This is a genomic window from Acinetobacter sp. YQ_14, from assembly GCF_043102985.1.
Lineage (GTDB): Bacteria > Pseudomonadota > Gammaproteobacteria > Pseudomonadales > Moraxellaceae > Acinetobacter > Acinetobacter venetianus.
Genome location: NZ_JBICJJ010000023.1, coordinates 1 through 14,257 on the forward strand (window position 1 = coordinate 1; position 14,257 = coordinate 14,257).

The following is a 14,257-nucleotide window of genomic DNA, read 5'->3' on the forward strand; positions in this document are numbered from 1 at the left end:
GTTGGGTCATTCACCGTACCTGTTAATGCAGGCGTATTGTCATTGGTAATAATATCATCAATGGTAATAGCTGGGGCTAAACCATCTACTGTTGCTGTTGCAGGATCTGATGTATTACCTGCTGGGTCCGTCGCTGTTGCTGTAACCTGATCACCATCATTTAACCCAGGATTATCTACTGTCCAGCTACCATCTGGTCCAGCGACAACTTGCACTGTACTCCCATCAGGGAAGGTCACAGTCACCGTTGAACCAGGTTCTGCTGTACCTGTAATTGGATCATTTTCATTAATTGGGTTAATCACCGGAGCATTCGGAGCATCGACATCAACAGAGTAGCTTTGCGTATCAGTAACCGTACTACTATTGCCAGCAGCGTCAGTAAACTTAACATTCGCTTCAATTATTTTATTGCTATCAGCTAATAATCCACTACCTGGAACCACAACGCTCCATGTGCCATTGGCAGGATTAACAGTTGCTAAATAACTCATACCATTCACAATTACAGTGACAACAGTAGTAGCAGCATCTGAAGGAATGTTCGTTAAAGTACCAGTAATGGTTACATCACCTGCCGATTCAGCAGCATTCAAAGTATTATCATCAGTCACAGAATCAACTGTAAAACCAACATTGTCTGTATTTGGTGGTGTCGTATCACCGTTATTATTATTGTTATTATCACTTCCACCGCCACTAGCAGCAGCAATAATACCGCCAGCAACCAAAGGAATAGCCCACAACCATGGGCTCATTGATGCATCATTGTATAAAAGTGGTTCTATAGATTGGATAGGTTGAAAAATTACATCAGATACTGGTGCTTCAACAACTTCAGGAAGAGCTGCTGGTGTTTCTTCTAAGTAAACAGCACCTTCATTGTCGGAATCCGCATCTGCATCTGCATCCGCGTCTGCATCCGCGTCACTTTCACCCTCTTTGAATTTAGCCCAAACTAACTGACCGTTTTCATCTTGTATAACAAGACTATTATCAATATTACTATTTTCACTAAAGAAATTTTGAACAACAATTGTTTCTCCATTTTTTAAAAAAACAATTGCATTCAAACCGTCTTTTTTAATTACGACAATATCCTTTAACGGAACCTTAATTAATACTACAGCAGGCTCAGAAGGTAGAGTTGTAGTATTTTCCATTGTATTAGAAAGGGTTTTATGACTTTCCTTAGAAATTATTTGGATTTCAGACATGGTCGTTATTCCTCTGATTATTTAATAATTCTTGTGTATGTATATTTGGTTGGTTTATTAATCATTTCCTATACCTATTAAAATCTAAATTAAAATTCACTTTTGTTAAACACATCACAAAAAAACTTTACAAAAATGACAACATCATCATAGAAAAAAGGTCAATAAAGTTTTACAACCTAACGTTTTATAAATAAAACTATTTAAATAATTTATTTTTCTTAAACAATAAAGACATTAATAAAATGACCAAAAAAATCATGATTAGCCTATACTTTAAAAATCCATATATTATAAAGATAATTTATTAGCCAGTAAAAAATTTATTTCAAAATAAAATTAATCAGTTGTATTTATTAAATTTTTTAAAAAATATTATTCATTTACAGGATAGCTAAATCTAAAAACCTTCATGTGTTTATTAAATTGTATTTAATGTACAATTATCATTTTGTTACACTAAATATCAGATTTATTGATTTACAATAAATAAACCATAAGGAATAAAGATAAAAACATAGACTAAAGACTTAAATCAAAAATATCAGTTATACTTATTTTTAATTAATTTAGATTAAGTAAAACCAATAATTAATTATACTAGAATTAAACAAGTTCAATTAAAGAACCAAAATAACCATTTTACTGTTTAGTAAGCTTTAAAACAGAAATAAATTTATTAAAAATTCCAAATAAGAACCTGTTAATTTTAATTAAAAGTTTTGGGGATTCTGAAGTCGTTCAACCTCTTTAACTTTTTCCGGATGGTAAATTTCTGTCAATTCATCATCAGACTTAATTGTTGTTATTCGTTCTGGATTATAGATTTTAATAGACTCTTTTCCACTTTCATCTTCGCTCACAATATATTTAAAGCCGCGTCTGTTCATTTTATTGCAGAGACGTTGATAGAAGCCTTTTACTCCTTCTGTTTCTTCATTGGGATTAAAATAAAATGCATTCATTACCGCAGGTAAGCCAAGCCCACAAACCACACCAGACAGTAATACGCTGATAAATGTATATCCAATTAAAATACTGCTATATGGACTGAGTGCAGGTACATTCGCAACAGCGAGAATCAAAGCAAGCGAAATTCCTCCACGCACACCACCCCATGAAAGAATCGTTAAACTGCCGTTATAGCTTTTATTTCTGAATGACGGAAACAGTGCAAATGCTGCAAAATTTGCAGCAAAGCGTGACAAGTGCAAAATAAGAAAGGCAATAATTCCACCAATAATTAAATTGGCACTTAGATCAAGGATAAAGAGCTCTAAACCTATTAAGGTGAATAAAAAAGAATTTATGATCCCTTCTACAGCATGCCAAAAATGATTGACCTCTCTAATCTCGCGTTGTTCTCTAAACTCTTGCCATTTATTTCCAACAATCAATCCGCCAATCACACAAGCAATTGGTGCAGATGCATGTGCAAATAATGCGACCAAGTAAGATCCACTCGCTAGTAATGCAGTCGTTAGAATCAGAGACTCCATTTCGTGCTTTCCGCGTAAGAGACGCAAAATACCGAAACCAAACGCAAAGCCAATGATGACAGCGACAAAAATCTCGTATAGCAAAGTTTCAATCGTTGCCAATAGAGAGAAATGCTCACCTTGTAAAACTTTCAGCAAAGTCATGAATAAAGCAATACACATTGCATCATTAAATAATGATTCACCTTCAAGCTTAACAATTAGATGATGTGGCGCTCGAATAGAACTCAAAACTCCTTTGATTCCAATCGGATCAGTTGCACCTAAAGCAGCACCGAGTAATAAAAGCACTGACATTGGCACTGAATAACCTACCACCCATTGGAACAAATAAAGTAGACCAGCATAAATAACTGCACACAAAACTAGTGCAATAGTCGCCAAGATGCTGATTGGTTTCCAATAATTTTTAAGATCAGAAATTTTAAACTTCAATGCAGAAGAAGTAAGAATGAAACAGATAACGCCATTGATGAGGAAGTCATAGAAATCAATTTCACGTACAGCCGATTCAATATTGTGAATATTAATCGTAATAAATTGATTACCATTCAGTAGACTTGCACCCCATTGTAAAATGAAGACAAAAATTGCTGAGACAATGGGTACACCAATTGCTTGTGGAAATCCAAGTACGCGCTTATTGAAGATAGTAGTGGCAATTGAAAGCGTAAAAACAGCAGTCAAAGCTTGTAAAAGAAAAAAATTACCCATACTACCCCTTGTTATTACTTATCACGCACAACGATTTTTCCAAATCAAACTGTTTGGATTTCGCGGTGGAATTCGTAACTCATCAATTTATTTACTGTCAATTACTGAAGTAGAGTTTTTATCTAAGACATCTTAGTTCTTATTGAAATAACAAATATGAGTCTATAGATAGACACATCATCTAAGTTCAGTATTTATGACAATTATTTTACTGAACTTTTATTTTTTTATTCGTATAACTTCGGTATGGAAATCAAAAGCAGAACACCTTTGGCTCTGCTTATTTGAATGTATTACACTGATTAATATCACCCGATTTAAGTCCTAGCTCAAACCAATGCATACGTTGTTCACTTGTACCATGAGTAAAACTATCTGGTACGACTTGCCCAGTAGCACGACGCTGTAAATAATCATCACCAATTTTTTCAGCTGCATCCATGGCTTCCTCAATATCACCTTGCTCCAAGAATTGAGTCCGTTGCTGATTTTGATGTGCCCAAATTCCAGCAAAACAATCAGCTTGCAACTCTAAGCGAACTGAGAGTTGATTGCCCTCGGATTGACTTGCTTGCGAACGAGCTTGTTGTACTTGCCCTGAAATGCCTAATAAATTTTGAATATGATGACCAACCTCATGAGCAATCACATAAGCTTGAGCGAAATCTCCAGCTTGATCTTGTCTAGAAAGTTCAGTTTGATTTTGCTCTCCAGATATTCCCATCTGCTGACGCATATCTTTAAAAAATGAAGTATCGATATAAACTTTTTGATCTGCTGGACAATAAAATGGCCCCATTGCTGCTTGAGCAGTACCGCAACCTGAACGAACAACACCATTAAATAAAACCAGTTTTGGTGGTTTATAAGTCATACCAAGCTGTTGAAATACAGGCGTCCAAGTATCCTCTGTATCCGCAAGCACAGTACCGACAAAGTCTCGTGCTTCTCTCTGATCGTCAGTCATATTTTGCGGCTCACTTCCCTGTTGAGCTGATTGTGCATTTGTAACTGCTTGTGTGGCTTGATAAGCCTGTTGAGGATCAACTCCGAAGAATTTCCATGCAACAAATGCCACAACTAAACCAATAATACTAATACCACCCGCTTTTGCTCCGCCACCACCACGACGATCTTCGACATTGGTGCTCACTCTACGACCTTTCCAACGCATATCTATTCTCCAATTTATGATGATGACGGTTTATTTTATGCTTTAGCTTTTGGCCATGCTTTTTTTATTAAACTAACAATAAGCAGCACAATGATACCTGCCGCAAAACCAACACCTAAGTTGATTAATGTCGGGGTTAATGCGCCAATAATCGAACCAAAACTTGGTATCAGTTCTAAATGATCGACAGTTTCTTCAGTGAAATGATGTAACAGTGGAATGGTATGACTAATAATACCTCCCCCCACTAAAAACATCGCAACCGTACCAACAATAGATAATGTTTTCATTAAAACTGGTGCAAAAGCCAGTAAACCACGCCCAATTTTATTTTTAAATTCAGATACTTGTTGTGTTAAATATAAACCTAAATCATCAATCTTAACGATCATTGCAACAAAGCCATAAACACCAATGGTCATGACGATCGCAATAATACTCAATACTGTCACTTTAGTCATAAATGCTGCTGATGCAACTGTACCTAACGAAATCACCACAATTTCAGCAGATAAAATAAAGTCTGTACGAATCGCACCTTTTACTTTTTCTTTTTCAAATTTTGCTAGGTCAACTTCGACTTCCTGTAGCTCTTCACTCGCTTCTTCTGGTGTTTTGGCTTTTTTATGGTAGAGAGAATGTATAACCTTTTCTACGCCCTCATAACATAGAAACAGACCACCAAGCATTAATAATGGATTAATCAACCAAGATGCGACAACACTAATTAAAAGTGCTAATGGGACAAGAATAAGCTTATTAACAAATGAGCCTTTTGCGACACTCCACACCACAGGAAGTTCACGATCAGCACGAACACCACTGACTTGTTGGGCGTTGAGAGCTAAATCATCACCTAATACACCAGCCGTTTTCTTTGCTGCCATTTTACTCATGACTGCAACATCATCTAAAACTGTTGCAATATCATCTAGTAACAGTAATAAACCACTCGCCATTTTTATTTCCTAGTTTATATTTATCTGGCTATTGTAGAATTACTCAATAATTTCACAACATTATTTTAATAAAAGTTGAAGCAAGCGCTGACGAAAAAAATTTATTTCCCGTACAATAATGCCAATCTATATATTTATGAAATAACTGAATCTTGGAACATATCATGAGTAATGCTGATCAACGTCCAATCATTTTGACAGGCGACCGCCCTACTGGACAACTTCACCTTGGCCACTTTGTTGGTTCATTACGTTCTCGTGTAGGTTTACAAGACAGTCATCATCAACATCTTTTATTAGCAGATGCCCAAGCACTGACTGATAATGCTGACAATCCAGATAAAGTTCGTAATAACATTCTTCAAGTTGCTTTAGATTATTTAGCGGTTGGTATTGATCCAACTAAAACAACAATTTGCGTTCAGTCATGCTTGCCTGCACTGAATGAGCTCACAATGCTTTATCTTAACTTTGTGACTGTTGCACGTTTAGAACGTAATCCAACCATTAAATCTGAAATTCAAATGCGTGGATTTGAGCGCGATATTCCAGCAGGTTTCTTATGCTATCCAGTCGCTCAAGCTGCTGACATTACTGCATTTAAAGCAACTGTTGTGCCTGTTGGTGAAGATCAAATTCCAATGATTGAACAAACCAATGAAGTAGTCCGTCGTGTAAACCGCCAAATCGGACATGATCTTTTACCTGAATGTAAGGCTTTACTCTCAAATATGGGGCGTTTACCTGGTTTCGATGGTAAAGCAAAAATGTCTAAATCTTTAGGCAATACAATTGTGTTAAATGCTTCTGATAAAGATATCAAGAAAGCAGTCAATGCTATGTACACCGATCCAAACCATTTACGTATTGAAGATCCAGGTCAAGTTGAAGGCAATATCGTATTTACTTACCTTGATGCCTTTGATCCGAATAAAGAAGAAGTTGAAGAATTAAAAGCACATTATCGCCGCGGTGGTTTAGGTGATGGCACAGTGAAAAAGCGTCTTGAAGGTGTGTTAAAAGAATTAATTACACCTATTCGCGAACGTCGTGCTGAATTAGAAAAAGATCCTGATTACATTATGGATGTACTTAAACAAGGTACAGAAAAATGTCGTAATATCACGCAGCAAACTTTAGATGAAGTAAAAGATGGATTAGGCTTATTTAAATTCTAATTTACGTTACTTTTACTCTAAAAAAGCCCACTTGTTGGGCTTTTTTATTTAAACCATTGATTTAAGTTTAATTAAGGAACTTTATAAAAAATCCAGTTACTAACAATTTTTGTCACTTATTAACATCTATTAACAGTAGTTAACATGAATACCTATGAACTTAGTCAGGTTTTTTTATAATATAGCGATGTAGGTTAGGTAACACTAATCTCATGACATTTCTCCTTTCAACCGAAACTGTTTTAAACAGATTCGTTGTTCAACGCAATGACAACCCCAATCATTGCGTTTTTTTTCGCCTAAAGAATATGTCTGTAATAGGTTGAATTTTACACTTGATACAATTACTCTTATAAGCAATTTATTTTTATAAATATTTTTAGAAAAATATAAGAGAACGACTCATGATTTGGGATTTATTAATACACCCGTCAAACATAGTTTTCAGCATTGCGTTATTGCTGTGCTTGTTTATTGGCATGCTTGAAGTGATCTTATTGTTATTTGGTGGAAGTAGCAGTTTTATAGATCAATTTTTACCAGATAGTCTAACTGATGTTGATCATGCAGATGTTTCGATTGATCAACCTGAGAACTTATTTACTCAACTATTAGAGTGGCTATATCTAGGAAAAGTCCCTCTTCTCGTTTGGTTAATCATTTTTCTCACTGTCTATGCGCTAACAGGCTTAATTATTCAAGATATTTTCTTTAATGTTACTGAACACTATCTTTCTGCATGGATTATTGCGCCTGCATGCTTATTTCTATCAATGCCTATAGTGCGTTTCAGTGCAGCACTTATTTCTAAAATTATTCCTAAAGATGAAACGACAGCCATATATACTGATGATCTGATTGGTCGAACTGCTCACATCGTTTTAGGTGAAGCTCGACCAAACTCCCCTGCTCAAGCCAAAGTGAAAGATCAATTTGGTCAAACACACTATGTATTAGTTGAACCAGAGCAGGATATTGTTTTCCAACAAGGACAAGATGTTATTTTGACACAAAGAACCAAAATTGGTTTTCAAGCTATTGCTAGTTAATTTTATATTTATTACACGAGGGTCTTTAAATGTTTAACTCAGCGCTCACTGAGATTTTAATAATCACAGGCGTTATCTTTGCTGCATTAATTTTTATTGGGGTCATTGTTGCCCGCTTATATACACGTTCTAGTAAAGAAGTTTCTTTTGTTCGTACTGGCTTCGGTGGTGAAAAAGTGATTCTGAATGGTGGTGCAATTGTACTGCCAGTTTTACATGAAATTATTCCTGTAAATATGAATACCTTACGCTTAGAAGTTAAACGTGCAGCAGATCAAGCACTTATTACCCGTGACCGTATGCGTGTCGATGTGATGGCTGAGTTCTATGTCCGTGTTAAGCCTACAGGTGAATCTATTGCGACTGCTGCTCAAACATTAGGTAGAAAAACGATGTCTCCTCAAGAACTAAAAGACTTAGTTGAAGGTAAATTTGTCGACTCACTTCGTGCTGTAGCAGCTGAGATGGCTATGGAAGAGTTACATGAGAAGCGCGTTGACTTCGTACAAAAAGTTCAACAAGTTGTCTCTGAAGATTTATCAAAGAATGGTTTAGAACTAGAAACAGTTTCTCTTACAGGTTTAGATCAAACAAGCTTTAAATTCTTCAATCCACAAAATGCTTTTGATGCTGAAGGTTTGACTAAACTTACAGAAACTATCGAAGACCGTCGTAAGAAGCGTAATGACATCGAACAAGATACTGATCTTGCGATTCGTGCGAAAGATTTAGAAGCAGAACGTAGAAGATTAGAAATTTCTCGTGAAGAAGAATACGCAAAACTGCAACAAGAACGTGAAATTTCGATTCGTAGAGCCGAGCAACTTGCTGAGATCGCATCCCAAGAGGCTGGAAAAAAACGTGAAGCAGAAGAAGCACGTATTGCCGCAGAACGTGAAGTCGATTTGAAAAGAATTGCTGCTGCACGTGATGTCGAGAATGAAAATATTCAAAAATCACAGCTCATTGAAAAAGCTCAAGTTGAGCAGAAGAAAACTATTGAACTTGCTGAACAAGATCGTGCGATTGCAATTGCAGAAAAATCTCGTGCTGAATCAGAAGCCAAAGCACAAGCTGACAGAGCTCGTGCAGAAGCAGTAAAAGCAGAAGAAGAAGTTGTGACTGTACGTGAAACTCAACGTGCAGAACGTCAAAAAGCAGTTGAGTTGGTTGCTGCCAAACAAACAGCGGAAAAAGATGCGATTGCGATTACCGTTGCAGCTGATGCTGGTAAGAAAGCGGCTGCCGATGAAGCTGAAGCAATCCGTATTGCTGCTGAAGCTGAAGCTGAGAAAGTTCGCTTAAAAGCAAAAGGTGAAGCAGATGCGAAAGTATTGCTTGCACAAGCTTTAGAAAAACAATACCAAGTTGATGCTGAAGGTGCGCGTGCAGTCAATGAAGCAGCGAATACACTTTCTGCTGAACAGGTTGAAATGCAAGTTCGTTTAGCAATGCTCAAACACTTGCCTGAAATCATCCGTGAAAGCGTTAAACCAATGGAAAATATCGATGATATTAAAATTCTCCAAGTGAATGGTTTAAATGGTTTTGCAGGTGGAAGCAGTGCATCTGGAGAAGTTGCAGAAAATGGTCAAGCATCTTTATCTGACCAAGTCGTGAATAGTGCCCTACGCTATCGTTCGCAAGCGCCTTTGATTGATAGCTTAATGAATGAACTTGGCCTACAAGGTGGCGATATCAATGGTTTGACTCAAGGGTTAAAACCTAAAACTGAGTAATATAAATTTTTTGCAGAATTGTCTTGTCCCATTGCATTAAAATGGAACAAGACAAATTATTAAAAACACTCAATCCCAGCCAATAAAGCAGACATAAAAGCACGTTTATCAATAATTTCATTATCAAATACAAGTTCAATACGATCAAAGAGCGCAATAAAGTCTTCACTAGAATCCAAAATTGTTGCATGGATTAGAGTGATTAGTCGTTGCTGTACAACCTGAGAGTATGTATTTAACTCAGGCAAAAGTAACGCCTTTACAGCAGTAATAACATCCTCAGCATGGTTTACATCCAAAGCATGCAGCTTTAAACAATCTTCATCGCTTACATAGTTTGCATCAAATACCTTGAGCAAACTAAGCAGATCAAATATTTCCTGTTTAGCTTTCATTATTTCACTTAAACTTCTAGTTAAATTGTAAATGCAATATCTTGATGGCTTACTTCTTTAACTTCCCAATTGTTGATTAATACTCCTAGCCCATGTTCTGGCTCCCATGAACACTCAAAAAGTAAACCAATAGCCTCATCTTGTGGCTCTAATTCCCCAATGTAAATGCCAACAGAAGTCAATAATTCTTTAAGTTGAGAGGCGTTTTCTACTGAGGGAACGAGATGGGCAAAATTTTCACCGAACTGAGCTTTTAAATCTACCAAACAGTCGTGATAGTAAGCCAATATACTTTCAAAGATCTGTTCTTTCAGTTCTTTTTCTTTTTCACAAAATTGATAAGCCAGATTTAATTGCCACTCTTCAATCACTCCACTTTCAGTAGGAATAGTTAAAGTGACTTCTTTTTCGAAAATTTCACTGACATAAGGAATAATATATCTGCCATATTCATCTGGCTCAATCCCTTCCAATGATATACCCGTAATCGATTCCATATAACGTTCCTGAAATTAGATGTATAACTCAATTACTTTCTTATTAAGATTTAAATTTATCAAAAAACAACCACATTAAATATTTTATCATGGCTATTCCTTCACAAATTAAATGTGAATTTGCTAGACAAGATTCCTCTAATAAAAAACCCCAATGTCTCCATTGGGGTTTTTTAAAGATTAAAATCTAACGAATTACGCTAAACCTTTCTCTTTTAAAACTTGCAACATTGTAGAACCAAGCTCAGCTGGGCTACGAGTGTAAGCCATTCCCGCGCGTTCAAACGCAGCGAATTTCTCTTCAGCAGTACCTTGACCACCAGAAATGATCGCACCAGCGTGACCCATACGCTTACCTTTAGGTGCAGTTACACCAGCAATGTAACCAACAACAGGCTTAGTCACGTTAGATTTGATAAATTCAGCAGCTTCTTCTTCCGCAGTACCACCGATCTCACCGATCATGATGATTGCATCAGTATCTGGATCATCTTGGAACAATTGAAGCGCTTCAATCTGGTTCATACCTGGGATTGGGTCACCACCGATACCGATACAAGTCGACTGACCTAAACCAAGCTTAGTTGTTTGAGCAACAGCTTCATAAGTCAATGTACCTGAACGTGAAATAATGCCAATACGGCCTGGTTGGTGGATGTGACCAGGCATAATACCGATCTTACATTCACCCGGAGTGATCACGCCTGGGCAGTTAGGACCAACTAAACGAGTACCGTTGCCGTTAGTTTCTAAGTAGCGTTTTGCTTTAAGCATGTCGATCGTTGGAACACCTTCAGTGATCACAACGATTAGGCCAACACCTGAATCAACCGCTTCAACGATTGAGTCTAAAACGAATGGAGCTGGTACATAGATTACAGATGCATCAGCATTTGTTTCACGTACAGCTTCTTTCATTGTGTTGAATACTGGTAAGTCAAGGTGAGTTGTACCACCTTTACCTGGAGTAACACCACCAACAACTTTTGTACCGTAGTCTAAAGCTTGTGCAGAGTGGAAAGTACCGTTTTTACCAGTAAAACCTTGTACCAATACTTTAGTGTCTTTATTAATTAATACGCTCATGATTGATACTCCTTACGCTTTAACTGCAGCTACAACTTTTTCTGCGGCATCAGATAAACCGTTCGCAGAAATTAATTTCAAACCTGATTCATCAAGTAATTTAGCACCTAACTCAGCGTTGTTACCTTCTAAACGAACAACAACTGGTACAGTTACATTTACTTCTTGAACTGCTGCAATAATTGCTTCAGCAATCATGTCACAACGTACGATACCACCAAAGATGTTGATTAAAACACCTTGTACAGAAGTATCAGCAAGGATGATTTTGAACGCTTCGATTACGCGTTCTTTAGTTGCACCGCCACCAACGTCAAGGAAGTTTGCAGGCTGACCACCATAAAGTTTAATGATGTCCATTGTTGCCATTGCAAGACCAGCACCGTTAACCATACAACCAATGTTACCTTCTAAAGCAACATAGTTAAGGTCAAATTCAGATGCTTTTAATTCACGCTCATTCTCTTGAGATTTGTCACGTAAAGCAGCAACTTTAGGCAAACGGTAAAGCGCATTAGAGTCGATACCTACTTTCGCATCAACACATAAAATATCACCATTTTCACGAACTGAAAGTGGGTTAATTTCAAATAATGCAAAGTCATTTTCTACAAATGCTTGGTAAGCAGCGCCCATAATTTTTACAAATTGGCTCACTTGCTTGTCTTTCAAACCTAAAGCAAATGCAACTTCACGTGCTTGGAATGGTTGTAAGCCAACTAAAGGATCAACTTCAACTTTGATAATTTTTTCTGGAGTTTCTTCCGCAACTTTCTCGATTTCTACACCACCTTCGGTAGAAGCCATGAAAGTAATACGACGGCTAGAACGGTCTACAACCGCGCCTAAGTAAAGCTCACGCTCAACCGGATAAACGTCTTCAGCCACGATGATGCTGTTAACTGGTTGACCATTTGCATCTGTTTGATACGTTACTAAACGAGTACCAATGATGTTGTTAGCGAATTCGATTACATCTTCTTTTGATTTTGCAACTTTAACACCGCCAGCCTTACCACGACCACCAGCATGAACTTGCGCTTTCATTACTGCGAATTTACCACCAAGCTGTTCAAATGCAGCAACGGCTTCGTCTGCATTTGTTGCCAAGATACCTTCTTGTACTGGCATGCCATATTCTTTCAATAATGCTTTAGCTTGATACTCATGTAAGTTCATTTAGTTACCTACTATGTTGTTTGTAGTGATACAGCCTAGATTTTCTTAAAACCAGACTGCTACATATTGAATAAATGATTGCCTAAATAAGACAATCATCTTCATTCAAAAAAGTGTGGCGAACCACACTTTATGTTTTATTTACGCTTACGTTGAATCGCGTGGATTGCACGACCATCTACAGAAAGCGCTGCTTCATGTACAACTTCTGAGAATGTTGGATGACCAAAAGTCATCAACTGTAAGTCTTCAACAGAAGAAACAAACTCAAGCGCGATCATACCTTGGTGTACGATATCAGATGCATTAGGACCCACAACGTGCATACCTAAAAGACGATCTGTTTTCGCATCAGCAACGAATTTAACAAAACCAGCAGTATCACCCGCAGCTAATGCACGACCATTCACCGCAAATGGGAATTGACCAGCTTTAACTTCGTGACCTTTTTCAGCTGCTTGTTCTTCAGTTAAACCAACCCAAGCTGCCTCTGGATGTGTATAGATAACGCTGATGATTGTGTCGTAGTTTACTTGAGCAGCATGACCGTGAATACGTTCAACTGCCATTACGCCCTCTTCCATTGCTTTGTGTGCAAGCATTGGACCGCGTACCAAGTCACCAATCGCATAAACACCTTCAACAGATGTTTGGCACTGATCATTTACATCAACTAAACCACGTTCAGTGAGTTTAATGCCAGAATCTTCTGCCAATAAACCTTCTGCATATGCTTTACGACCTACACATACGATTAACTTGTCAAAAACTTGTTCTTTGTCTTCGCCAGCTTGGTTATATTTAACTGTTACTTCACGACCATTCGTTTCAGCACCAGAAACTTTCGCACCGATACGAATATCTAAACCTTGTTTTTTCAAGATTTTTTGATATTCCTTTGCCAATGCTTTGTCTGCCATTGGTAAGAATGCATCTAATGCTTCAAACACAACAACTTCTGAACCAAGACGACGCCATACTGAACCAAGCTCTAGACCGATAACACCCGCACCAATCACACCAAGACGCTTAGGAACTTCTGGGAATTTTAATGCGCCAGTAGAGTCAACAATTAAGTCTTCATCAACAGGTGCTACTGGAATGTTTACAGGCACAGAACCCGTTGCAAGGATTACGTATTTAGGTTCTAAAACCTGTACATCACCTTCAAACGGTGTGAATTCTACTTTTTTACCTGCAAGTAATTTACCCGTACCTTGTAACCACTCGATACCATTACCTTTAAGTAATTGAGCAACTCCACCAGTCAACTGATCTACAACTTTGTCTTTACGTGCCAACAAAGTTTCTAAATCAAATTTAACTTCACCAGTCGTGATACCGTGTTCAGCAAGTTCGTGAACAGTAGCTTCATAACGGTGAGAAGAGTCAAGCAATGCTTTAGAAGGGATACAACCAACGTTTAAACACGTACCACCTAGAGATGGTTTACCGTTGTGAATACGTTTTTCGATACAAGCAACTTTGAAACCAAGTTGTGCAGCACGGATTGCTGCTTCATAACCACCAGGTCCGCCACCAATAACAACAAGATCAAATTGTTGAGACAT

The 14,257-nt window shown here is 37.5% G+C and carries 12 protein-coding genes; 3 read left to right on the forward strand and 9 right to left on the reverse strand.

Annotation, left to right across the window (positions count from 1 at the left end; translation table 11 throughout):
• From ACF8D3_RS11540 to ACF8D3_RS11555, 4 genes are all read right to left on the reverse strand, one after another.
• The coding region (locus ACF8D3_RS11540; protein WP_392471614.1) for a BapA prefix-like domain-containing protein at positions 1 to 1,217 on the reverse strand (1,217 nt) is incomplete at its 3' end.
• 713 nt (positions 1,218 to 1,930) lie between these two features.
• Complete coding sequence (locus ACF8D3_RS11545) at positions 1,931 to 3,430, reverse strand: sodium:proton antiporter (RefSeq protein ID WP_136456944.1); 1,500 nt, start codon at positions 3,428 to 3,430, stop codon at positions 1,931 to 1,933.
• 280 nt (positions 3,431 to 3,710) lie between these two features.
• Positions 3,711 to 4,604 (reverse strand): neutral zinc metallopeptidase, encoded by an 894-nt coding sequence (locus ACF8D3_RS11550; RefSeq protein ID WP_312101907.1) that lies wholly within the window; start codon positions 4,602 to 4,604, stop codon positions 3,711 to 3,713.
• A 35-nt stretch (positions 4,605 to 4,639) separates the two neighbouring features.
• Entirely contained in the window at positions 4,640 to 5,563 is a 924-nt protein-coding gene (locus ACF8D3_RS11555; RefSeq protein WP_392471618.1) for a DUF808 domain-containing protein, read from the reverse strand.
• A 164-nt stretch (positions 5,564 to 5,727) separates the two neighbouring features.
• Between ACF8D3_RS11555 and trpS the strand changes: the two genes are divergently transcribed.
• From trpS to ACF8D3_RS11570, 3 genes are all read left to right on the forward strand, one after another.
• Positions 5,728 to 6,741, forward strand: coding sequence for a tryptophan--tRNA ligase (gene trpS / locus ACF8D3_RS11560; RefSeq protein WP_004876928.1), 1,014 nt, complete (start codon positions 5,728 to 5,730; stop codon positions 6,739 to 6,741).
• A gap of 404 nt (positions 6,742 to 7,145) precedes the next feature.
• Positions 7,146 to 7,790, forward strand: a complete 645-nt coding sequence (locus tag ACF8D3_RS11565) for a YqiJ family protein (protein WP_061396671.1) — start codon at positions 7,146 to 7,148, stop codon at positions 7,788 to 7,790.
• A 29-nt stretch (positions 7,791 to 7,819) separates the two neighbouring features.
• Complete coding sequence (locus ACF8D3_RS11570; RefSeq protein WP_023014213.1) at positions 7,820 to 9,529, forward strand: flotillin family protein; 1,710 nt, start codon at positions 7,820 to 7,822, stop codon at positions 9,527 to 9,529.
• Between the two features lie 59 nt (positions 9,530 to 9,588).
• On the opposite strand, the gene ACF8D3_RS11575 is transcribed toward ACF8D3_RS11570, so the two are convergent.
• From ACF8D3_RS11575 to lpdA, 5 genes are all read right to left on the reverse strand, one after another.
• Positions 9,589 to 9,924, reverse strand: a complete 336-nt coding sequence (locus ACF8D3_RS11575) for a hypothetical protein (RefSeq protein WP_392471621.1) — start codon at positions 9,922 to 9,924, stop codon at positions 9,589 to 9,591.
• Positions 9,925 to 9,944: 20 nt separating this feature from the next.
• Complete coding sequence (locus ACF8D3_RS11580) at positions 9,945 to 10,421, reverse strand: DUF6985 domain-containing protein (RefSeq protein ID WP_392471623.1); 477 nt, start codon at positions 10,419 to 10,421, stop codon at positions 9,945 to 9,947.
• Between the two features lie 195 nt (positions 10,422 to 10,616).
• Positions 10,617 to 11,507 carry a succinate--CoA ligase subunit alpha gene (gene sucD, locus ACF8D3_RS11585; protein WP_003655479.1) on the reverse strand — a complete coding sequence of 297 codons (891 nt, stop codon included), beginning with the start codon at positions 11,505 to 11,507 and terminating at the stop codon, positions 10,617 to 10,619.
• A 12-nt stretch (positions 11,508 to 11,519) separates the two neighbouring features.
• Positions 11,520 to 12,686, reverse strand: a complete 1,167-nt coding sequence (sucC, locus tag ACF8D3_RS11590; RefSeq protein ID WP_004640348.1) for an ADP-forming succinate--CoA ligase subunit beta — start codon at positions 12,684 to 12,686, stop codon at positions 11,520 to 11,522.
• A 137-nt stretch (positions 12,687 to 12,823) separates the two neighbouring features.
• A complete protein-coding gene (gene lpdA / locus ACF8D3_RS11595; protein ID WP_061516954.1) occupies positions 12,824 to 14,257 on the reverse strand; it encodes a dihydrolipoyl dehydrogenase in 1,434 nt (477 codons plus the stop codon).